This is a genomic window from Acinetobacter sp. V2, assembly GCF_001188385.1.
In the GTDB taxonomy this organism is placed as follows: domain Bacteria; phylum Pseudomonadota; class Gammaproteobacteria; order Pseudomonadales; family Moraxellaceae; genus Acinetobacter; species Acinetobacter oleivorans.
In genome coordinates, this window is record NZ_JZFB01000006.1 from 53,329 (window position 1) to 76,256 (window position 22,928).

Genomic DNA, 22,928 nt, shown 5'->3' on the forward strand with positions numbered 1-22,928 from the left:
AACAGCGCAAGCAAGCGGATTGGCCATAAAGGTTGGACCGTGCATAAATACCCCAGCCTCACCGCGACTAATCGTTTCTGCAACATACTTTGTAGTTAAAGTCGCAGACAAAGTCATATAGCCGCCTGTTAATCCTTTACCTATGCACATAATGTCTGGCTCAACTTGTGCATGTTCCCACGCAAAGAGCTTACCCGTACGACCAAAACCAGTAGCGATTTCATCAAAAATTAATAACAGATGATATTTTTCACAAAGCGCTTTAGCCTGACGTAAATATTCAGGATGATAAAAACGCATGCCCCCTGCACCTTGAACAATTGGTTCGATAATGAGTGCAGCAAGATTTTCATGATTTTGCTGAATAGCCTGTTCTAGCTCAGCAATATCTTGAGGATTCCAATCTTCATGAAATTTGGTTTGAGGCGCAGCTACGAAAAGACGGTTTGGTAAGCTTGTGCCAAAAATCTGATGCATACCTGTAACAGGATCACAGACTGACATCGCATTCCATGTATCACCGTGATAACCAGAACGCGTAGTAATAAAATTTGTTTTTTGTGGTTGACCTTGTGCTGTCCAAAATTGCACAGCCATTTTCAAAGCCACTTCAACAGCAACCGACCCTGAATCTGCATAAAAAATTTTATCGAGACTTGGCGGTGTAATTTTTAAAAGAATTTTCCCAAGTTCAATTGCAGGATCATGAGTTAGCCCACCAAACATGATATGTGACATGTTCTGTAATTGATCTGTCACTGCCTGATTGAGTTCAGGGTGGTTATAGCCGTGAATTGCACACCACCAAGACGACATACCATCAATTAAAGTTTTACCATCATCTAGTTCAATCGTTGCCCCATAGGCACGTTTCACTTTAAATGTGGGTAAAGGTTGGGTCATTGAAGTATAAGGATGCCAAATATGTTCTAAATCAAAATTATCGGTCATCCTATTTACCCTTTTACAGCGTTCAAATCTTTCATTGAACACATGTTAAACCTGTTAAGAATGAAAGAAAATTGCGATATCAATCAAAGCTTATTAACTTTGCTGATGAATTGTTAAAAATTGGCAGATTTCTTCAATTGTTCTTTTGACCTGTAGGTAGGGAAAAGCATGTGTAGCATCTTTTAGTAGCTTGTAACTTATATTTTTTGTCACTATATCTTTAAAATTTTCCATAATTTTGCAAGGAATGACATTATCTTGTTCCGCAAACAGATGAAGCTGTGGTCCCAGATAGTTTTTTACGTTACTTACCAGATTTAATTGTTCAAGCATTTGTAAACCTTCTAATAAAAGTTCATTTGAAGGCGGGCTTGCTATATTTTGTACGCTTATCCAATCTTGTTTAGCTTGAGATGAGCCAAGTGTAATTAAATAATAAAAGCGCTTTAAAGTGGCTTGCGGGTTCTGTAAAAAAGACGCTTTAAATTGACTAAATACATCAGTAGACATTGCTGTTTGCCAATTGTCATTGGCAACGAAACAAGGGTTTGAAGCGAGCGTAATTAAAGTTTTTGTTTGCCCTGTTTGCTTGTAAAAAATATCAACCAGTTTAGTCGCTAACTGCCCACCTAAAGACCAACCGATTACCACATCAACTTCAGCCACTAAATCAAGCTGTGCTTGAAAGTTACACTCTAAAACATTAAAAATATTAATAAGTTGAGTTTCAAAACCCTTTTTTTCCAAATGCAATTTTAGAGATTGCAAAGGTTCCACGCCTACTCCCCAACCAGTAATTAATAAAATTTTATTTTGTAACTTCATATGCCTGTCCAAAGCCAACTTTATAAGGATTATATAATATTATCGTTTTAAAATATCTTTTAAAATCAATATAAAAATTGAATTTCAAAAAGCAAAATCAATGATTTATGAGGATTTAATATTCTGAAATATATTGATAAACAAGACCTGCATTATTCATATTAAATATACAAAACTTTAATTATCTAAACATTGAAGCCACTCAAAAAACAACATAATCCACACTTCGCCTATAAATCCATTATGCAATGTAATTAATGTTAATACTTATGTTTTTTTATTAAAAGAAATGACTCATCAATTCATTTTAATGTTAGAAGATTAATTATTAAACAAAATATATTGGGAAGGCTAATATGAACAGTCAAAGTACAATATCTGATGGGAGAGAAAAAAATACATATTTTGTTACACCAGATGATATTATAAAAACTTTATCTTTAGATAAAAATTACTGCTTATTTTTGGATATTGATGGAACGTTAGCACCATTCCAAATTAATCCTGAAAAAAGCTTTATTCCAAACACTACATTAGAAACTATAAAAAAAATTATTAAATTCAATATACCCGTTATTGCTGTAACAGGTCGAGATGTAGACACAGCTTCCAAACTACTACAGCCTATTGAGATCCCTGTTGCTGGTTTGCATGGTTTAGATATTTATTTTGGCTCAGATCATTATATTCGACCAGATTTAAGTTCGATTAATTTTAAAAAATTAAAACAAGATATTATGAAATCTTGTGAGAAATATCCTGAATTATTAATTGAGGATAAAGGATATTCTATTGCTTTACATTACCGAGAAAATCCTACTCTAGAAAATGATGCCATTAATATTATGCATCAGATTAATCCTGATTATCCGCAATTAAAAATAAATCATGGGAAATTTGTTGTTGAGTTAATACCAAACCAAGCTGACAAAGGTAAAGCAATTCAAACTATATTAAATCATCTTAATTTACCTTCTGTAGTACCGATTTTTATAGGAGATGATTTAACAGATGAATCTGGTTTTATTTTTATTAATCAGCACTCTGGTCTCACGATTAAAGTGGGGTCTGGTGAAACACAAGCTAACTATAGATTAAAAGATATTGATAATGTCGCGAATTTTCTTCTTTTATTTAAAAACAGAATAAAAAGCTTATATGTCAAAAATAGCCAAAATGAGAATGGAGAACAAATATGTCTAAATTAATTGTGTTATCGAACAGAATAAGTATGCCATCAGGTAAAGCTTCAGCAGGTGGCCTTGCCGTGGCTGTGCAAGATGCTTTGAATGATAGTAATGGTATTTGGTTAGGCTGGAATGGTCAGCAAATCACAGATGGCGAAGCACCAGAATTTGAGCAGGCCTATTCTGAAGGAATTGATTACATTACCTGTCCTCTTACTCATCAACAATACGCGCAATATTACTGTGGATTTGCAAATAAGGTTCTCTGGCCAGCAATGCATGCCCGAGAAGATCTGATTGAATATAATGCGCAAGAATATAATACCTATCAAAAGGTCAATCGGTTATTTGCTGAAAAATTAAAACAGCTTGCACAGCCTGACGATCTTATTTGGATACATGATTATCACTTTTTTAGTGTGGCACGTTACTGCCGTGAATTAGGTATGCAAAATAAAATTGGTTTCTTCTTACATATTCCTTTTGCTAGCCTAAATATCTGGCACAAAATTCCAGTAGCTCGAGAATTAATTCAAGACTTGAGTCAATATGATGTTATTGGCTTACAAACTCAGATCGATCAAAATGCATGTATGCAGACTTGTCTAAATTTACTCGAGGCTCAGAAAATTCAAAGCAACAGTATTAGCTATAAAAAACGTCAAATATTAATTAAGTCGTACCCAATTGGTGTTCAGCCAGAGATTATACAAAAGCAAGCGCAACAAGATTTGGCCACCTCTTCCGTGTTTAATTTTGAAGAAATCCCACGTCAAAAAACTATTATTGGGGTTGATCGTATTGATTACTCAAAAGGTTTACTCGAAAGATTTAATGCGTTTGCAACCTTTTTGGAAACCAGCCCCGAATATCATGGTTTAGTTCGACATCTTCAAGTGGCAATACCTTCTCGTACCGATATTCCAGCTTATCAACGTTTATACCAACGTTTTAAAACCAAGCTAGAGTTAATTAACGAAGAGTTTGCACATGAAGACTGGAGACCGGTAGATTGCTGCTATGACACGGTTCAACACCATAATCTTATGCACATTTACCGCCATTCAGATATTTGCTGGATCAGTTCACTACGCGATGGTATGAACCTAGTCGCTAAAGAGTATATTGCAGCCCAAGATCCAGAAAATCCTGGGGTACTCATTTTATCTAAATATGCTGGAGCTGCTGAGCAGATGTCTCAAGCCTTGATTGTTGATCCGCAAGATAGAGCGGCAATGATGGATACTTTAAAAATGGCTTTAGAAATGTCTAAAACTGAGCGTATTAATCGTTATCAGCAATTGATAGAGGGATTAACAACTTCTGATCTTACCAATTGGCGAAATAACTTCTTGGATGATTTAGAAAAGACACCAACTCTACTGATGAAGCCTCAGCGATTATTACAAGATAATTATCAATCTATCTATCAAGTTTTATAAATTTAAAAAAGAACATCGAGAAATTTAATTTCTCGATGTTCACTATAGGGTATCTATTATTTATAAATTAATTTGTCTTGATTAATGTAAAACGGTTAAGTAAAGCAATAACAAAAAGTAATACAGCTACGCCTGTTAAAACCGTGCTTAAACCAGTCCATTCACCAATTAAACCGATTAAAGCTGGTCCACTTAATGAGCCTGTATAGGCAATCGTAGATACTAGAGAAAGTGCTGCTGCTTTCGGCATCTTGTTTTGTCGACCTACGCGAGAAAACATCACTGGCACAATATTAGAACAACCTAATCCTAATAGCGCATAACCTAATACAACCACTTGCCACACGGGTGCTGTCACAATAACAGCCATACCAATCGCAGCCCCAATTGCACTATAAGTCACAATATTTTTTTCGCCCCATTGCTTAAGCAAGACATGACCTGCAAAACGACCAGTGGTCATGCTAAGAGCAAAGAAAGTATATGCAAGACCAGCAAAAGCAGGATTAAGTTGATATTTACTTGTTAAATAAATACCACCCCAGTCCATTGCTGCACCTTCTGATAAAAAGGCAATAAAACACATCATACCAATAAGCAGAATAATGCCATCGGGACGATAACGTTTTTGGAGTGCTTGAGTTGTATCTTCATGTGGCTTTTCATCCTGTTCAAAAGACGTTAAACAAGAAGGAATAGCAACACCACCAATAACAAGCAAAATCATAACGACTGATAAAGTACTCATTAAGGGTGAAAGACCTACTGCCAATAGTGCTGTCACAAGCATAGCGCCCGTTAAGCCACCAAGACTACACATTCCATGGAAACTAGACATGAGCGCTCGCAAGCTATGTTTTTCAACAACCACTGCTTGTAAATTAATAGCCACTCCAAGACACCCTGCTGCCGATCCAAAGACAAACAATGCTACAGCCATGGTCACAATGCTGCTCCACATCGTAAGGCTAGGCAATAAAACCATTAACAACATCAATGCCAAAGCAATTAACGGACGACATCCCCAGCGCTTTACTAAAGCACCAGTCGCAGGCATAGCGATCATTGAGCCAATACCCATACAAAGCAAAAGTAAACCAAAATCAGCATGATTTAAGTTTAAGCGCTGCTGTGCAAAAGGAATAAGAGGTGCCCAAGCTGCTGTCGCAAAACCTAAGCTAAAAAAGCTTAGTCGTGTTGCAAGACGCTGTGTGCTTAAGAGAGTAGCTGTGTCTAAAACAGCAGGTTTGGTAAATAACATATTTCGCGAACTCACCATAAAATCATTGGCGATCCATACCAACCGATTTTCCATAGAAAAACCCTTGCCTCATTAAATTTCTAGGCAAGGGTTTTGTTGGCGAAATTATAAACAATTTCATAAAAAAAACAGGGGGTGCGATACAATTTTTCTGACTTTTTTGTAACTACCAAAGCCTTATATAGTAAGGCTTTGAATATGTTCAATTTGACAAAATTAACATTTAAGCAATGAGTTGATTTTATAAATATAAGCCAATAAAAACCCAGCTTAAGCTGGGTCTTTTTATTAAATTTGAGATTGAATATAGTTTTGTAAGCCAATTAACTCAATTAAACGTAATTGTTTTTCTAACCAGTATGTATGATCTTCTTCAGTATCTGATAATTGTTGACGCAACATATCACGGCTAATGTAATCGCCCTTCTCTTCACAGAGTTTGATACCTGTCGCTAACTTTTCGCGAACATGATATTCAAGCGCCAAATCAGCTTTTAAACAAGATACAACGTCTGTACCAACATTGATATCTTCACGATGCATGTTTGGTTTAGCACCTAAGAACAATACACGGCGAATGATCGCATCAGCATGAGAAGCTTCTTCTTGCATCTCATGATCAATACGTTCATAAATTTTATTTAGGCCCCAATCCTCATACATACGAGAATGGATTAGATATTGATCACGGGCAGCCAATTCTCCGCCAATGAGCATATTTAAATAGTCTATGACTTCTGGATTGCCACGCATAATAAATCTCCTATCGTATGAAGACTATTATGGGCAATCTTAAAAATGATTGCAAAATAAAAAATAGTTAAGTTTATGATTTTTATCAAATTAAAATGAGAAACATACGCATTTGCAGTTTAAGTTATTTAAATTTCCTGTGCAAAAAGAAACGCTTGTCTGATTTATAAGCTCAAACAAGCGTTAAAATATAACTTAAACCATCAATTTATAAATTTGTAACTAAAATCAATGGTTCTTATTTCGGTAGACCTATTCGCTTAAAGTCTGCCCGTAGCTCGCCATAAGTGATAGGAAATCAGTCTCATTCATAACAGCAATACCAAGTTTTGCTGCTTTCTCTAATTTCGAACCAGCCTTTTCGCCCGCAACAACGCATTTGGTCTTGCTTGATACACTACCGCTTACACGCGCACCTAATGCTTGTAGCATTTGAGTCGCCTGATCACGGGTCATTTGCTCTAATGTGCCTGTTAACACCCAGCTTTCACCATTTAACGGCTGACGTGTTGGAGCTGTTGGCGCATCCCAATGAATTCCAGCTGCAATTAAACGATCAAGCACTTCAATATTATGTGGTGCCAAGAAAAAGTCAGCAATCCACTCTGCGGTAATATCACCGACATCTGGGGTTTTCTTTAAAGCCTCAACATCAGCAGCTTTAAGTGCTTCTAGAGTTTGGAAAGTATTAGCCAACATTCTAGCTGTTGTTTCACCCACCCCACGAATTCCCAGAGCATAAATAAAACGAGCAAGCGTTGTCTTCTTACTGGCTTCAATGGCATCAATCAGGTTTTGTACCGATTTCTCACCCATTTTTTCAATACCGAGCAAAGTTTCTCGGTGCTCATGCAAATGGTAAATATCGGCAACATCTTTGAGCAAATCGAGATGTAATAAAGACTCTACCCAGCGATCGCCCAGACCTTCAATATCAAGAGCTTTACGTGATACAAAATGGCGAATCGCTTCAATTCGCTGTGCAGCACAATAAAGTCCGCCAGAACAACGTGCTAAAGCTTCTCCTTCAGGCATTACAACTGGTGAGGCACAAACAGGACAGCTTTCAGGTAAATGTACAATTTCAGCGTCAGGTGAACGGAATTCTGGCCAAACTTTTTCTACTTTAGGAATAACATCGCCCGTACGATAAACACTAACAGTATCGCCCACACGCACATCTAGACGATGGATTTCACCAATGTTGTGTAAAGTTACGTTGGAAACCGTTACTCCTCCTACAAATACAGGGTTTAAACGCGCTACAGGGGTTAAAGTACCTGTACGCCCTACTTGCCAATCAATCTGATCAACTGTAGTTAATGCAGCTTGTGCAGGGAATTTATAAGCAGTTGCCCAACGTGGCTCACGACTCAAGAAACCAAGTTGTTGTTGTTGTTTTAAGTCATCAACCTTTACGACCATTCCATCAATTTCAACTTGTAGATCTGGACGCTCTTGCTGAATTTGCTCATAACGCTGCTGTACTTCTTGAATTGAATTACACAGATATTGACGCTCAGCAATTTCAAATCCAAGTTGTGTGAGCCATTGTAGGCTGTCGTGCATGGTGGTTAAGTTATGGTTTGGTTCGCACTGGGCAATACCATACGCATAAAACGCTAAAGGTCTACTAGCAGCAATATTCGGGTCGAGCTGTCTTAAACTACCTGCTGCGGCATTACGTGGGTTCGCAAACGTTTTCTCACCTTTTGCTTCCTGATCGGCATTAAGCTTTTCAAAGCCAGACTTTGGCATGAGCACTTCACCGCGGACTTCAAGCAAACGTGGAATTTCAAAATGATCTGAATGCAACACTTTAGGCAAGTTACGAATCGTTTTGACATTTTGGGTAATGTCTTCTCCGGTTTCGCCGTCACCACGTGTAACACCACGTGTTAACACACCGTTTTCATACCAAAGCGAAATCGCAAGACCATCAAGTTTTAGTTCTACTTCGTATTGTACTTTTTGGTTAGGCAAACGCTCTTCAACACGGCGAGCAAATGCAAATAAGTCTTCCTGATTAAAAACGTTCCCCAAAGAAAGCATCGGAACGACATGAGTCACGCTTTGAAATTTAGAGAGTGCTTGGCCGCCTACCTTTGTAGTTGGAGAATCTGATTGAACCTGATCAGGATATTGCTCTTCTAAAGCTTTTAACTGGTGAAATAAATGATCATATTCACTGTCCGAGATTGTCGGCTGATCCATCACATAATAGGCGTGGTTATGCTTTGCAATCAGTTGAATAAGCTGACGCATCTGTTCGATCACGGAAGTTGTTGCCATTATGTTATTCACCATAAAAAAGGGTGGAAATTTCTCCACCCTGAGCTGCGACTAGATATGTTGCAATTATCGCAACGAACGTAAAAAATTAAAACTAGGCAGTCGCATGTGCCGGACGATAATCAATCACATGATGACGCCAGTGCTCTTTTAACTGTGGTGTAAATTCAAGATTATTTTCATCATAAACTTTGCCATCAATTTCACGAGCAATTAAACCTGCAATACTTGCCATCATGTCAAAACCAGTTACAGCTTTACTGTTTGGAAGCGCAAGGAAAAATGCCAACCCTTGAACTTGTTCACTAGACAAGGTTTCAAGATCAAACCCAGCTGGTCCATTGTCTGTCATACGTAATACTGAAAACATCAGTACGCTCGGCTCATCCGTATTTTCATAGCGATGGAAACATGACATTTCGCCATAACGTAAACCATATTTTAACAATACTTTAAGTGCTTTATCGCCAGACAACGCGCGACGCGGGTTCGGATAGACATTTAAAGCAATAATCTGTTCAGCCATTGCTAATGCACTTTCATCATCATAGCGTTGCTGTTCATGCAAATGTACATCCAGAATATTACTCTCGCCTTCAAATTCAGCAATTTCGGCAGTTTCAATATTTGGGTTTAAACTCAACTCAGGTTCAGTTTTTTCACTTTCAGTTTTCAAGTTTTCTTCTGATAAAGCTTCAATTTCTGATTTAACAGAAACCGTATCAACTAACTCAGCTGAACTGTCTGTGTTAATGGTAGAGCTTTTTACAGTTTCTTCAGATTTAATCTGGTCCGAAGAGTTTTCAACAGCGGGTTGAGTTGATTCGGCTGAAATTGATTGAGCAGCTTCTACAGCCAAAGTTTCTGTTGGTTTTGTTGTACTAGTTTCTACCGATGCAGATTCATTTAACGTCGGCTCTACTCGCTCTGTACTCGTTGCTGATACACGTTCAGCTTCAGCTTGTTCAAGCTGATCTCGCACATGTCTAGGTATAACTGGTTGATTACTATCAGGATTAATATGCAAATCACTGTCTAATGAGGGTTCGGCATGGTTTGACTTTTTTAAAATCATTTTTAAGCCAATTAGCATAATAATAATGGCGACAACGATGCCAATAATCGTATTGATTTCCATTCTATGACTCCGAAACTAACCCGTATTCTTTTGCCTGTTCTAAATCGACAGTGACTAATTTTGATGTACCCGGTTCAGGCATGGTCACACCCAACAAATCAGTTGCCATGGTCATCGCCAGCTTATTATGTGTAATGTAAATGAATTGTACATGTTCAGAAAGCTCTTTTACCAAATTACAATATCTCTGAACATTCGCATCATCAAGTGGTGCGTCCACTTCATCTAACACACAGAACGGTGCCGGATTTAATCTAAAAATCGCAAATACTAATGCTAACGCTGTTAACGCCTTTTCTCCACCGGAAAGTAATGCTAGAGAACTATTTTTCTTACCCGGTGGTCTTGCCATCAGTTTAACACCAGATTGCCAGTCATCTTCAAGGCTTAAACTCGCCTCACCACCATTAAAGACCTTTGGAAACAGATTTTGCAACTCTTGATTAATCTGATCAAACGTTGTCATAAACAACTTACGGGTTTCCTGATCAATGCTTTTCATCGCATCTTTTAATTGAGTTACCGTATTTTCCAAATCTTGAATCTGGTGACTCAACTCATCAAAACGCTGAGAAACTTCTTCAAACTCTTGTGAAGCAGCAAGGTTCACCGCCCCGATTTTTTCAAACTGTTTCTGTACTTTTTCCAGTTTTTGCTGGTGCTCAGTTAAATCGATTTGTAAGCCCTTTTGGACTTCGGCATTTAGCTCTTTAAGCTGTTCTTGGTAATGTTCACGATCTGACTTAGCCGCTTGCCATGCCAAACGCTTCTCTTCAAGTTGCTCTCTGAGTTGTTCATCTTTTTGTTGATATTGATGACGCTGATCTGTCAGGGTTTGTTGTTTTTCCTGCACACTATTGAGTTCAAGCTGCCATTCATTCCAGTTCTTTTGCAACTTTTCAGTTTGAGCAAATTGTTGCTGAAATTCTGACTCAAGATTTGGTAACTCTAATTGAATAGGGTCAACAAATTTTTTCGCTTGTTCCATTTGAGCATTAATTTGCTGATATTGGCTCTGCAAGAATGAGATATCTTTTTCAAGCAGCTCGATTTGTTGAGTGGTTTGCGTACTACTACGGCGTAAAATCTCGCGTTCTTGTTGCTGATGTTGTAGAGCTTGTTGCTGTTCTTCTAACTGCTCTGTTAACTCTTCTACCCGAAATTGCATAGTTTTATAATCAGGTAAAATGGTTTCAAGTTTGATTGCTAGAGCATGCAAATCAATTTCCAGATCGTCTTTTTGCATTGCATCTTCTTCAAGCTGCATATCTAGCTGAGCTAATTGATCTTTCAATTGTTGTTTTTGCAGTAAAAATGCTTGTGCTGCGGTTTGCTGTTTAGCAATTTGCACATCAAGCTGCTGTAAGTCTTTTTGTTTTTGTTTAACAACTTGCTGTTTCTGCTGCAAGTCAGACTGTAACTGTCCTAGCTCATCTTTCTGCTGAACTAAAATTTGATCTAATGCTTGTAATTCGGGTTGTTGCTTTTCAAGGGCTTGTTCAATTTCATCTAGACGAATACGGTGGCTCAGCATACCTTGTGCACTTTGACTTTCGTCATCATACATAAGGGCAATCACCCAATCCTGCCCGACATGATAGCCATCTAAAGTCAAAATAGACTGACCATGTTGTAGTTGCTTTTGCTCATTTAAAGCAACTGTCAAATCTTGTGCAATCGCTACATTCGAAAAGATTGATAGTTGTGGAGACTCAATCCAGTCATTTAAACAGGCTAAATTACCTTTAAATTGATTTATTTGCTCTGAAGGTTTTAACTGGCGAGCAATTCCTTCCTGAAAGGCCTGTTCAGTTTCAACAATATGAGCTTGCAACCATTTTGCTAAAAACTTTTCAACAATCTGCGCATGCGGTTTGCCTTGCTCTGTTAACTGTAGAGCCTGCATTAAACGTAGTGCATCTTGATGTTGCTTTGGACTTTGTTTAGCAACAAGCTGGCTTAAGTTTTTCTGCTCAGATAATAAAACCTGTATTTCTGTTTTTAGCGTTTGTTGCTGATTTTTGGTTGTCTGATGCGCTTGTTGAGACTGTTCAATCTGTTGCACATACTGCTCAATTCCAGTCTCTAACGTCGAGATTTCACGACGTAATTGCTGCTGTAGTTGCTCAAATTCACCCTGCTCATCTTCATGAACATGCGATTGAATCTGACTTGCTTGATGTTGCAACGTTTCTTTTTGCTGTTCAATGCGTTGAACATTTTTACCTAACTGCTCAATTTGAGCAGACATTTGCATTTTTTGCTGCTGTTGTTTTTCAACCTGAGCTTTTATTTGTTCAAATTGTTGCTGTGCTTGTTTTTGCTGAGATTGTAAATCAGCAAAGTTTTGTTCAGCTTCCGTTGCAGTATGCTCAATTCCAGTTAATGATTCAGTTTGTTCATCTAACTGATTATTGAGTGTTTCAAGTTGCAATTCCGAAAGTTGTAAACGTTCTTTAGTTTGGAATTTTTGCTGTTCTAACTGAGCGAGAGTCATACTATTTTGCTGGTATAAACTCTGTTTTTGTTCCAGAGTCATTTTCAGTTCAGATAGTTTTTTCTCAGCTTGTTGCCACTCTTGTTGTAGTGGTGAAGATTGCTGAATGAGGCGCTGAAATAAAGCACTGGTTGCTTCTAAATCATGTTCAATCGTACTTAACTCAGAGCGGACTAATTTAAAAGTCTCACCCAGTTCATTCATTTGAACTGTATATTCTTCTTGTAAGCGTACGCTTTTATCTGCCTGAAAGGACAGAATTTCAATTTTCAGGGTACGAATCTGGCTTTCCAGAGTTTTATATTGAACCGCTGCTTCTGATTGACGTTTAAGCGTCTTCAGCTGTGATTTTAACTCGAGGGCAATATCTTCTAAACGTGAAAGGTTTTGCTCAGTATGTTCAAGATGTTGCAAGGTTTCGCGTCGGCGAGCTTGATAGCGTGAGACACCTGCTGCCTCTTCAATAAAGATACGCATTTCTTCAGGCTTAGCATCAACCAGACGGTTAATCATGCCTTGTTCAATCACCGCATATGAACGCGGCCCTAACCCTGTTCCCAAGAAAATATCGGTGATATCACGACGGCGACAACGTGTGCCATTTAAGAAATATTCGGATTTACCTTCACGGGTGACCTGACGACGAACGGCGAGCTCATTATAGGCATTATATGACCCGCCCAATTTGCCATAGGTATTATCAAAACGTAGCTCCACACTCGCCACGCCCACTGGCTTACGCTTGGAGGTTCCTGTAAAAATAACATCTTGCATGCTACCACCACGTAGCTGACGAGCATTTGATTCACCCATCACCCAACGAATGGCATCAATTACATTTGACTTGCCACAACCATTTGGACCAACCACTGCTGTGCGGTTCGCCTTAAAATTTAAAGTTGTACTATCTGCAAAAGATTTAAAGCCGGAAAGTTTTAAACTGCTTAAACGCATAATGCCCTAACTAGCGGCGTGAGCGTCTTGCCCAGGCCAATTCAATCTGTTTCATTCGTGTCAGCGATTCCAACACAAGGTTACGTAAGTGTCGACAAAAATCTTCCATAAATAAAGCGGCTTGTTGTGATTTTCGGATCAAAATTGCATCAGTCACGAGTTTAAATAATGCAAATGCTTCTTGTAGTTCCCGCTTAGAGGTATTTAAGGTCAAAAAATAACTGCGACGTAGTGAAGGTAGTAACTCTTTATAAAACTTCATTAGGTAAGGGTTACCCACCATATCTTGCTGTTCAGCGAGATATTGAAAAACACCATCATAAAATTTTTCGATATCTCCTGCTTTTACATGCTCAAGAAGTTGTTCTAATAAGAGCTGCAATTGATCGGCTTCATGTGCGCGCCATGTTTCACTGATGCGTTGAACAATATGCCCCAATAACATCACGTTTGTGTCAAACAGTGCTTTAACCTGCTGTGCAGACATTTCTGAAACAATTGCCCCGCGGCGTGGAAATATCTCAATTAAATGAGTACGCTCTAATAATAACAATGCTTCACGAACTGATCCTCGGCTTACATCCAGCTCTTTGGCAATACGTAATTCTTGAATACGCTCGCCTTCAACCAGCTCACCACTAATGATCTGTTCGCTAATATATTTGACAATTTGCTCAGAAAGACTTTCTGTCTCTTCGAGATTCATAAATCACCCGCTACTTTTTATATGCATTAATCCATGCTTTTCTTTCGCATCCTTGTTTTTAACTGATCGCACCGATTAAAAACTATGTCATTGTCTGACAATTTTATTGCATTTTAAGCCAACCCATTTAAAAACAACACCAAAATCGGATGAATAAAAGCCCCAAATGCTCTTATTTTATTGAATAAAAAAAAGCTCGAATTTCTAAAAACTCAAGCTCATAAATCGTAGTTCTAGCAAGATTGATATTTTATTTTCTAGTGCATAATCCCTTTATAAATAAAATAACTACCCACCACCACTAATAAACAGGCAAAGCATTTTTTCAACATTTGTGGTGACAATGCATGAGCAACTTTTGCGCCAAACTTCGCAGTAACAAAACTCATGACACTAATGCCAATAAACGCATAGATGTGCACATAACCAATCGTGTTAGGTACAGAGATGTGTTCTTTGGCACCAAACCACATAAAACCAATTGCACCCGCAATAGCGATTGGCAAACCACAAGCGGCAGAAGTCGCGACTGCTTTTTGCATGACCACGCCATGACGGTTTAAATATGGAACAGTTAAGCTACCGCCTCCAATACCAAAAATTGCAGAGGCAATACCAATGCCACCACCCGCCATAAATTGCATAGGTGTTGAAGGAAGCTGACGTGTTGGGTCAACAACCACATTTGCCCCTTTAAACATGCGATAGGCCATCACAACCGCAAAAACACCAATAAGTAGCTGTAAATGCTGACCAGACATCAAATCGGCAATACCCGCTCCTAAAAATGAACCAATCACCAGTCCAGGTGCTAAATTACGAAAAACAGGCCAAAGAACTGCACCCTTTTTATGGTGGGCCGAAACTGAACTAAACGATGTCACAATAATCGTTGCAAGCGATGTTCCGACTGCAATATGCATGATTACTGCTGGGTCATAGTGCAATTGGGTAAAAACGACATAGAGGATTGGTACAATAATTAGTCCACCACCCACTCCAAACAATCCGGCAGTAAAACCAGCAATTGCGCCAATGAGTAAATATATGATTAACTCCATAAATGTTTTACCACTCTGCTCATATTCAACATGGATTTAGAGACTCGCCAACTACAACAACTTTTAAGCGCAAAAAACCAGCTTCCAGAAGTGGTTTTATTAAAAGCAACCACAACTTCGACCAATGATGATATTCGTGAAATTGCCCAAAAAGGCATTACAACGGGCTTGGTTTGCAGTGCTCAACAAACTCAAGGGCGAGGTCAACATCAACGGCAATGGATTTCACCTGAAGGAAACATTTATTTAAGCACATTGGTGCAAACTCGAACACCCTTAGATGGTCGCTTAGCACTTGAAGTTGTTCTGAATATTTTGCAAATCGCACAGTTACAAGCGCTGAATTTGCAAGTGAAATGGCCAAATGATTTGTATAGTACACAAGGAAAATGGGGTGGAATTTTGGTCGAACCGCTTTCCCAACATCAAGCTATTGTGGGCGTAGGTATTAATTTAAAAACACCACCAGTGACTGATAGTGATCAACCAATTACATCTCTAGAGGATTTAGGCCTAGCACAAATGAGTCGTCTTGAACTTATTTCAGAGCTTTATGTGGCGATTCAAAATGCAGCTCGTTGGTTTGATCATGGTTGCTACAACTTGGCTGGACGTTTTAACCACCACGCTGCATGGCTTAATCAGTTGGTGCAGTTCGAACATAGTCAGGGACTGGTTCATGGTCGTTTTGTTGGAATATCCAATGAAGGTGCAGTAATTCTTGAAACTCCTGAACCTCAGCAGTTTTATCAAGGTCGCTTAAGACCGCAAGTGAATCAATAAACAGGTGTTCTTCCATGAAAAGTTTATGGCTTGATATCGGAAACACCCGTTTAAAGTATTGGATTACTGAAAATCAGCAGATTATTGAACATGCAGCTGAGCTACATTTACAGTCCCCTGCAGATTTATTATTGGGTTTAATTCAACACTTTAAACATCAAGGTCTGCATCGCATTGGGATTTCTTCAGTACTCGATACTGAGAACAATCAACGTATTCAACAGATTTTAAAATGGCTTGAAATTCCTGTTGTTTTTGCCAAAGTGCATGCTGAATATGCTGAGTTAAAGTGCGGCTATGAAGTTCCAAGTCAGCTCGGGATTGACCGTTGGCTACAAGTACTCGCTGTAGCTCAAACAGATGAAAACTATTGCATTATTGGATGTGGAACAGCGCTTACGATTGATTTAACGCAAGGCAAACAACATTTAGGTGGTTACATCCTCCCTAATTTATATTTACAGCGCGATGCACTCATTCAAAATACTAAAGGCATTAAAATTCCAGACTCAGCTTTTGATAATTTAAACCCAGGCAATAACACAGTCGATGCTGTACACCACGGTATTTTGTTAGGTCTGATTAGTACAATTGAAAGCATTATGCAGCAATCTCCTAAAAAATTGCTCCTCACGGGTGGAGATGCGCCTCTTTTTGCTAAGTTCTTGAAAAAATATGATCCAGTCGTAGAAACAGATCTTTTGCTCAAAGGACTACAACAATATATTGCTCATTATCCTAAAGACTAAAACACAGAATAAAATAAAAGGCGCTATCTGCGCCTTTTATTTTATAAGTTTATTTCTTTTGGTCATTGTTGCCAAACAGTGGGCCCATTCCGCCACCACCACCGCCACCAAATTGTTTTTGCATATTACCTAATGAACGCATCATTTTGCTCATACCAGATGGATTCGCAAATTTCTTCATCATTTTAGCCATTTGTGCTTGTTGCTTAATGAGTTTATTCACTTCAGCAACATCCATACCACAACCCGCGGCAATACGTTTTTTACGACTTGGGTTCATCAAGTCTGGATTACGGCGTTCTTTAACGGTCATTGACTGGATAATAGCTTCCATTTTCTTGACCTGTTTTTCAGGGTTCGCTTGCTCAATCGCTTGCTGAATTCCTGCACCGCTCATGCCAGGCAACTTATCTAAGAAGCCCATCATGCCGCCCATACTTTTCATTTGCTCAAATTGCATCAGCATATCTTCAAAGTTGAAGCTGCCTCCTTTTTGCAATTTTTTAGCCATTTTTTCGGCTTTTTCTTTGTCGATTTTGCGTTCAACTTCCTCGACTAAAGAAAGTACGTCACCCATGCCTAAAATACGTTGAGCAACACGATCTGGATGGAATGGTTCTAAAGCATCAAGCTTCTCACCCATACCTAAGAACTTGATTGGCTTACCCGTAATTGCACGTACAGAAAGCGCTGCACCACCACGTGCATCACCATCAGTTTTAGTAAGAATCACACCTGTAAGTGCTAACGCATCATTAAACGCTTTAGCTGTATTTGCAGCATCCTGACCTGTCATGGCATCAACCACAAACAAGGTTTCAGTTGGCTTAACGGCAGCATGTAATTCTTTAATTTCGTCCATCATGTCTTCATCGACATGTAAACGACCTGCGGTATCGACAATTAACACATCAGCAAACTGGATTTTTGCTTGTTCAATTGCACGATTAACGATATCAATTGGCTTTTCAGAAGCATCTGATGCAATAAAACCTGCACCAACTTCTGCTGACACAGTTTCTAACTGTTTAATTGCTGCTGGACGGTAAACGTCGGCAGAAACCGTCATTACTTTTTTCTTTTGACGTTCTTTTAAGAAACGTGCCAACTTAGCGGCAGTTGTCGTTTTACCCGCACCTTGTAAACCAGCAAGTAATACAACAACGGGAGGCTTAGCACTTAAATCAAGTGTTTCATTCGCCTCACCCATCATCTTGGTGAGTTCGTCATAGACGATTTTTACAAATGCCTGGCCTGGTGATAACTGAGTCATCACTTCTTGGCCCAATGCCTCTTCCTTAACTTTCGCGATAAATTCACGAGTTACAGGTAACGCGACATCGGCTTCAAGAAGTGCCATACGTACTTCACGTAAGGTATCTTTAATATTGTCTTCGGTCAGCTGCCCTGAGCCAGTAACATTTCTTAAACTCTGTGTGAGTCGTTCTGTTAAGGTATCAAACATTGCAAAATCCGCTTAAAATGGCTAGTTGCAAAAAAATCTTTCTCGAAATAGAAAATTTATGCATAGAATGCTATAGGATACTTTAGTTCGCAGCGAATTTATATCTTATATAGATGAATTAATCCTGAAAAAGGTTTGACATGATTAGCCTCCCCTTGGTTTACACAATTTTGGCACTCATCGCATATACCACTTCTTTCTGGTATTTGTTTATTCGTTTAATGTCAAAACGTGAACCAAACCCATGGTTATTTGCTTTTATTGCGACTTTGGCACTTCTGCTGCATGGTACAGTTTTATGCCATGCCATGCTGACACCCGCCGGAATTAACTACGATGTTTTTAATTTAGTATCGTTTACATCGTGGCTTATGCTGTTGTTAAGTTTAATTTTTAGTATTTTTCGCCCTATTGTACCGTTGAACTTATTAGGTATTCCTGTAGCGGCTATTGGCCTTATTTTAGGTTTTGCATTCAGCCGACCAAATCAATTTATTGAGCAGCATTCGTTAGGCTTAGATACTCATATTATTCTTTCACTTTCTGCCTATGCAGTTTTACTGATGGCAACCATTCACGCTATTCTGCTCTGGTTCCAAAATCGTGAACTCAAAAAGAAACAAAAAAAACGTTTTTGGGTCAATTTACTTCCGCCAATTCAGGCGATGGAGTCTTTGTTATTTGATCTGATCATTACTGGCTTTATTTTATTAACGATTGCACTCACTTTTGGTTTCTTGACGATTGATAGCTTCTTTGCACAACATCTCGCTCATAAAACTTTATTTAGTATTATTTCTTGGTTTATCTATGGTTCACTCTTAATTGGCCATTATAAACTCGGATGGCGAGGTCAAAAAGCGATTCGTTTTACCTTAATCGGTTTTGTGCTTTTGGCGATTGGTTTTATTGGTAGTAAATTTGTGCTCGAGATGATCTTGGGCCGTTAAGTAAATTAAAATTTCTTCGATACTAGACAGCGTTATACATATCCCGTATAACGCTGTTTTTGTTTTAATCAGGTGACTCAGACTGTGAAACTCATACTCGCTCCAATGGAAGGTTTAACTGACCCGATCATGCGGGATACACTCACATCTGTTGGTCATTTCGACTGGTGTGTGACCGAGTTTATTCGAGTTACAGACAGCATTTTGCCAGACCATATTTACTATAGTTTTTGTCCAGAATTAAAAAATGACGGTAAAACAGCTGCTGGAACACCCGTGCATGTTCAGTTCTTAGGTAACAACCCAGATATGCTGGCAGCAAATGCTGCAAAAGTGGTTGAACTAGGTGCTCCTGCAATCGACCTTAATTTTGGTTGCCCTGCAAAAACCGTTAATCGACATCGTGGTGGTTCAGTCCTTCTTGATGAACCTGATGTTGTACATATGCTCATTAAAGCAGTGAGAGATGCGGTACCTGCACACATTCCTGTTTCAGCAAAAATGCGTTTAGGTTATCTCGATGAAAACCACACCATGGAAAATGCCCACGCTGTTGAAGATGCAGGTGCAAGCTGGTTAACTGTACACGCTCGAACTAAAGCAGATGGCTATACGCCACCAGCTTATTGGGAAAAAATTCTACCGATTAAAGAAGCTTTAAAAATTAATGTCATTGCGAATGGTGAAATCTGGACCAATGCTGATGCTAAAGCTTGCCAGCAACAGTCTGGTTGTGAAGACTTAATGATTGGCCGTGGTGCGGTAACGACTCCAGATTTAACCCAATGTATTCGTGAAAATATGAATGAGGCATTATTCAGCTGGGAACAACTGGTTGATTTACAAATTCGTTTTTTAAACGGTCAGGCAAAGACAGAAATTGGTATGGTTGGTCGTTATAAGCAATGGTTAGGAATGATGACCAAAGCCTATCCACAAGCGAAAGACCTATGGGACCAAGTTAAACGTATTAAAGCTTTGGATGAAATTGTTCAACAGTTAGAACACACCAGATCAGAAACCATTTAACGCAATATAGTCAAAAAAAAGAGGGCGATTGCTTTTACAACCGCCCTCTTTCGTATTTCAGGTTAAGCTATTATTCTTTTTTAAAAGCCGCTTACTTTCATTTTAAAGTCAGTTACAGAAACGCCAGTGACACCAAAACTCCCCATTGAGCCATTCGGTAAATTATTAAACGTTGTTGTATTTTGGGTACCCATATTTCCTAAAGTGACATTATTAAGTGAAGCATCAAATTTACTTGATACGCCTGTATTTCCAAAAGTTAATCCAGTTGGATCAACACCTGCATAGAAACCATCAAGTACAAAACCTGTTGAGGTATTTGTGCCAGCAAATTTAAACCCGAATGTAGCACCCGTATTATCAGACACTAAAGTAATTGGACAACCCGCAGCAGCAGAACAAATAGATTGAATTGCCCCTCCAAATTTAACCATAACTGATTGAGCAGCATGGCCAAGCTGAATATTTAAACGAGGTTTATTGGTTTGTACAAAGTTAATATCCAGATTACCAGTAGAACGGATCAACTCTTTTACACCCGCATTCACTGTTGTTCCCGAACTAAAAATTGATTTTGGTGCATAACTTGTTAATGCATAATCGGATGGACTAGATAAAGATGCACTTGGGGCTAAATAAACTGAAAATGGTAAAAGTCGAATACCGTTTACATCACTTCCCATAGATACAGCTAAATTTAAAAAAGGATTTCCACCGCTAGCATCGACATCCATTGCAATATTAAAAGAAGGATTACTCGATACCGCAGCTTTAATAAACTCTATGCCAGGAACCGGATTCGTAGAATTCCCTGCAATGACAAAGCCGGCCTTACTGTTATATGAAGTTGAAGCAATACCGTTTGTATCAATCAGAGCGACTTGATTAAATTTAACTTTATCAGCCTGAATACCTAAGGTTAAACCATTTTGGCCAGTCGCGGCCGCAAGACTTTGATCATCTAAAGGCTGCATTGCAAAAACACTTGAACTACTGGCAAGTAGCAACCAGCACCCTATATTTTTATTCTTCATGTCGCTCTAATCCTTAAGAGACAAACGCTTATTATTTGTTCAGACTATCAGAATAATATTCAAGTACAAAGCAATTATCCCTATAACCCGACGAATGCAAATCTAATCACATTAAAATAAAAACCATATAAAAAGTGGCAATGGCTGCCACTTTTCTTTATTAGTTAAAAGCACCATTTCTAGGCACAATACTAAAGCTACTATTTAAACGTCCACCAGTAATTGCAAGCTCACCTAAACGTGCACCTGCACCAGTTGATGGAGGATAGAAGTTAATATCTTTAACACGTAACGCGCCGTCGATACTCTTATCAGGATTAAAATAAACAGCCGTATTTACGCCAACTTTACCTAAACCACTTGCACTGTCTTTACCAACAACTAAAGCAGTATTAAACGCAAGCTTTCCAGTAATATTATCAAAACCAATCGCAGAACCATCGATCGGATCACTAATTTGAACTGTATTTCCAGTTGCTGTGGCAGGCATCGTGAAATCGCCCAGTACAGTTAGAGCACTACCATCTGCAATTGAACTGTTTGGCACAATCGATAAATTTAAATCACCGCCTAAGCGTAGTTTAAGGCCAAATAAAACATCATTATTTTTGGCAAAGTTATCAATTGGTGAAGTACATGAACCAGTAGCTGGACAAGTTTTATATTTTGCCCCTGGTAAATAACCTGCTGCAATTTCAGTTGATAAAGCAAGTAGCATCTCTTTTAAACTAATATTAAGACTGCCATTTTCTAAGCCAATGCTTCCATTGCCTTTAACAAACATATCAATGTTACGTAAACCCATATAATAATCAGTCGGGTTACCACCATTATTAGCATTTGGAGAACCATCAATTAATAAAATTGAGGTTGTTTTGGTTCCAGTCGCATCACGTCCAGTAGTTCCAGCTGCAATACCAAAACCCAAACGTGAAGTCGTTCCAGAAGCTGCAACAACATTCTGGACAGGTTTACCATTGGCATCTTTTGTATAGTAATAAGCACTATTTGCTGGCGCGTCTAAACCATATACAGCAGCATTAGCATTTAAGTTATAGAAAGGTAGTGCTAAGCCCCACTGGTTGTTTGCACCATTGTCTGCAAACTGATTTGCAGGAGCGACATTCGCACTTGTTGTAAAACGACCCCGTCTTGAAAATGCTTGAAACTCTGCTCCACGCATTGCAAGAATCAAGCTAAACGGATTAGTAACCGTATCACGGTGAATATTATGCTGATAATCAGCAGCTGTCGTTAAAGTACCACTACCTAAACGGATTCCGTTTAAGGTTGCGTTGTTTGGCATTAATAAGGTTTTTGTATCAGCAAGATTTAGATAAATATTTCCGCTGTCAAAATAACCACGCGTAGCTGAGTTAAGTCCTGTTAAATTACCAAACTCGAAACCATAAGCATTTAAACCTGCCCCACCAATTTCTAAAGTGGTTGCTTTACCATCTGCGCCTAGCATTGAATCATTATCTTTGGTGAATTCACCTTTCATACGAAAGGCAATGCCAGAATTACCTAAAATACTATTACTTGAACCTGTACCAGCAGCTGTATTTGCAGTGCCTAAAGTAGTGGTATCCGCAGTACCATCTATCCCACGAAGTTGTAGATAACTATTTACCATACGTCCGCTAGCACCTAAACGAATCAAACCTTTCGCATTTTGTGGGCTATTAGTTGCATCTAAAGCATAAGGGTTAGTTTTATCTACATTCGAGCTGAGCATTACCTCAATATTCAGGCCTGAATTGGTTACTTTGCCACTACTGTCAACATAGGTACCCGCAGTTAAACCAGAAGCTGAATCTGCTACACGGTTAAAATCAACATAGCCATAGG

18 protein-coding genes are annotated in these 22,928 nt (G+C 38.7%); 6 read left to right on the forward strand and 12 right to left on the reverse strand.

Features of this window, described 5'->3' with window-relative positions:
- Positions 1-951: adenosylmethionine--8-amino-7-oxononanoate transaminase (gene bioA, locus UC75_RS16140; RefSeq protein WP_228137442.1), on the reverse strand; the 951-nt coding region annotated here is incomplete at its 3' end.
- Positions 952-1,044: 93 nt separating this feature from the next.
- Entirely contained in the window at positions 1,045-1,776 is a 732-nt protein-coding gene (locus UC75_RS16145) for a hydrolase (protein WP_049838170.1), read from the reverse strand.
- A gap of 356 nt (positions 1,777-2,132) precedes the next feature.
- Between UC75_RS16145 and otsB the strand changes: the two genes are divergently transcribed.
- Entirely contained in the window at positions 2,133-2,984 is an 852-nt protein-coding gene (gene otsB / locus UC75_RS16150) for a trehalose-phosphatase (protein WP_049838171.1), read from the forward strand.
- Positions 2,972-4,405, forward strand: coding sequence for an alpha,alpha-trehalose-phosphate synthase (UDP-forming) (locus tag UC75_RS16155; RefSeq protein WP_049838172.1), 1,434 nt, complete (start codon positions 2,972-2,974; stop codon positions 4,403-4,405). The genes otsB and UC75_RS16155 overlap by 13 nt, the downstream gene beginning before the upstream one ends.
- Positions 4,406-4,472: 67 nt before the next feature.
- Here the strand turns inward: UC75_RS16155 and UC75_RS16160 are convergent, their stop codons facing one another.
- From UC75_RS16160 to UC75_RS16190, 7 genes are all read right to left on the reverse strand, one after another.
- Positions 4,473-5,666 (reverse strand): MFS transporter, encoded by a 1,194-nt coding sequence (locus UC75_RS16160; protein WP_128825326.1) that lies wholly within the window; start codon positions 5,664-5,666, stop codon positions 4,473-4,475.
- 288 nt (positions 5,667-5,954) lie between these two features.
- The gene (ftn, locus tag UC75_RS16165; protein ID WP_001214863.1) at positions 5,955-6,419 is read right to left on the reverse strand and encodes a heteropolymeric bacterioferritin subunit Ftn; all 465 of its coding nucleotides are present in this window, start codon (positions 6,417-6,419) and stop codon (positions 5,955-5,957) included.
- 252 nt (positions 6,420-6,671) lie between these two features.
- The gene (gene ligA / locus UC75_RS16170; RefSeq protein ID WP_049838174.1) at positions 6,672-8,711 is read right to left on the reverse strand and encodes an NAD-dependent DNA ligase LigA; all 2,040 of its coding nucleotides are present in this window, start codon (positions 8,709-8,711) and stop codon (positions 6,672-6,674) included.
- A 94-nt stretch (positions 8,712-8,805) separates the two neighbouring features.
- Complete coding sequence (locus tag UC75_RS16175) at positions 8,806-9,849, reverse strand: cell division protein ZipA C-terminal FtsZ-binding domain-containing protein (protein ID WP_049838175.1); 1,044 nt, start codon at positions 9,847-9,849, stop codon at positions 8,806-8,808.
- A gap of 1 nt (position 9,850) precedes the next feature.
- Positions 9,851-13,300, reverse strand: a complete 3,450-nt coding sequence (gene smc, locus UC75_RS16180; protein WP_049838176.1) for a chromosome segregation protein SMC — start codon at positions 13,298-13,300, stop codon at positions 9,851-9,853.
- Positions 13,301-13,310: 10 nt separating this feature from the next.
- Complete coding sequence (locus UC75_RS16185; protein WP_004794249.1) at positions 13,311-14,006, reverse strand: GntR family transcriptional regulator; 696 nt, start codon at positions 14,004-14,006, stop codon at positions 13,311-13,313.
- Positions 14,007-14,263: 257 nt separating this feature from the next.
- Positions 14,264-15,067: a sulfite exporter TauE/SafE family protein gene (locus UC75_RS16190; protein WP_004794252.1), complete on the reverse strand. Its 804-nt coding sequence runs from the start codon at positions 15,065-15,067 to the stop codon at positions 14,264-14,266.
- Between the two features lie 30 nt (positions 15,068-15,097).
- Between UC75_RS16190 and UC75_RS16195 the strand changes: the two genes are divergently transcribed.
- Together UC75_RS16195 and UC75_RS16200 are read left to right on the forward strand one after the other, a co-directional pair.
- Positions 15,098-15,850, forward strand: a complete 753-nt coding sequence (locus UC75_RS16195; protein ID WP_049838177.1) for a biotin--[acetyl-CoA-carboxylase] ligase — start codon at positions 15,098-15,100, stop codon at positions 15,848-15,850.
- A 14-nt stretch (positions 15,851-15,864) separates the two neighbouring features.
- Positions 15,865-16,599: a pantothenate kinase gene (locus UC75_RS16200; RefSeq protein WP_049838178.1), complete on the forward strand. Its 735-nt coding sequence runs from the start codon at positions 15,865-15,867 to the stop codon at positions 16,597-16,599.
- 49 nt (positions 16,600-16,648) lie between these two features.
- Here UC75_RS16200 and ffh read toward each other — a convergent pair whose 3' ends face one another.
- Positions 16,649-18,064 (reverse strand): signal recognition particle protein, encoded by a 1,416-nt coding sequence (gene ffh / locus UC75_RS16205; RefSeq protein ID WP_004794257.1) that lies wholly within the window; start codon positions 18,062-18,064, stop codon positions 16,649-16,651.
- 140 nt (positions 18,065-18,204) lie between these two features.
- On the opposite strand from ffh, the gene UC75_RS16210 reads away from it, so the two are divergent.
- Positions 18,205-19,014: a cytochrome C assembly family protein gene (locus UC75_RS16210; protein ID WP_049838179.1), complete on the forward strand. Its 810-nt coding sequence runs from the start codon at positions 18,205-18,207 to the stop codon at positions 19,012-19,014.
- 84 nt (positions 19,015-19,098) lie between these two features.
- Positions 19,099-20,043 (forward strand): tRNA dihydrouridine synthase, encoded by a 945-nt coding sequence (locus tag UC75_RS16215; protein ID WP_212771778.1) that lies wholly within the window; start codon positions 19,099-19,101, stop codon positions 20,041-20,043.
- A gap of 80 nt (positions 20,044-20,123) precedes the next feature.
- On the opposite strand, the gene UC75_RS16220 is transcribed toward UC75_RS16215, so the two are convergent.
- Positions 20,124-21,077, reverse strand: coding sequence for a DUF6160 family protein (locus UC75_RS16220; RefSeq protein ID WP_049838181.1), 954 nt, complete (start codon positions 21,075-21,077; stop codon positions 20,124-20,126).
- A 160-nt stretch (positions 21,078-21,237) separates the two neighbouring features.
- Positions 21,238-22,928 (reverse strand): heme utilization protein (locus tag UC75_RS16225; RefSeq protein ID WP_228137443.1); only part of this gene is annotated, 1,691 nt, incomplete at its 5' end.

Excerpts from the sequence above, each read along its gene's own strand:
- UC75_RS16145 (WP_049838170.1), bottom strand. The coding sequence starts at position 1,776 with ATGAAGTTACAAAATAAAATTTTATTAATTACTGGTTGGGGAGTAGGC.
- otsB (WP_049838171.1), top strand. The coding sequence starts at position 2,133 with ATGAACAGTCAAAGTACAATATCTGATGGGAGAGAAAAAAATACATAT.
- UC75_RS16155 (WP_049838172.1), top strand. The coding sequence starts at position 2,972 with ATGTCTAAATTAATTGTGTTATCGAACAGAATAAGTATGCCATCAGGT.
- UC75_RS16160 (WP_128825326.1), bottom strand. The coding sequence starts at position 5,666 with ATGTTATTTACCAAACCTGCTGTTTTAGACACAGCTACTCTCTTAAGC.
- ftn (WP_001214863.1), bottom strand. The coding sequence starts at position 6,419 with ATGCGTGGCAATCCAGAAGTCATAGACTATTTAAATATGCTCATTGGC.
- ligA (WP_049838174.1), bottom strand. The coding sequence starts at position 8,711 with ATGGCAACAACTTCCGTGATCGAACAGATGCGTCAGCTTATTCAACTG.
- UC75_RS16175 (WP_049838175.1), bottom strand. The coding sequence starts at position 9,849 with ATGGAAATCAATACGATTATTGGCATCGTTGTCGCCATTATTATTATG.
- smc (WP_049838176.1), bottom strand. The coding sequence starts at position 13,300 with ATGCGTTTAAGCAGTTTAAAACTTTCCGGCTTTAAATCTTTTGCAGAT.
- UC75_RS16185 (WP_004794249.1), bottom strand. The coding sequence starts at position 14,006 with ATGAATCTCGAAGAGACAGAAAGTCTTTCTGAGCAAATTGTCAAATAT.
- UC75_RS16190 (WP_004794252.1), bottom strand. The coding sequence starts at position 15,067 with ATGGAGTTAATCATATATTTACTCATTGGCGCAATTGCTGGTTTTACT.
- UC75_RS16195 (WP_049838177.1), top strand. The coding sequence starts at position 15,098 with ATGGATTTAGAGACTCGCCAACTACAACAACTTTTAAGCGCAAAAAAC.
- UC75_RS16200 (WP_049838178.1), top strand. The coding sequence starts at position 15,865 with ATGAAAAGTTTATGGCTTGATATCGGAAACACCCGTTTAAAGTATTGG.
- ffh (WP_004794257.1), bottom strand. The coding sequence starts at position 18,064 with ATGTTTGATACCTTAACAGAACGACTCACACAGAGTTTAAGAAATGTT.
- UC75_RS16210 (WP_049838179.1), top strand. The coding sequence starts at position 18,205 with ATGATTAGCCTCCCCTTGGTTTACACAATTTTGGCACTCATCGCATAT.
- UC75_RS16220 (WP_049838181.1), bottom strand. The coding sequence starts at position 21,077 with ATGAAGAATAAAAATATAGGGTGCTGGTTGCTACTTGCCAGTAGTTCA.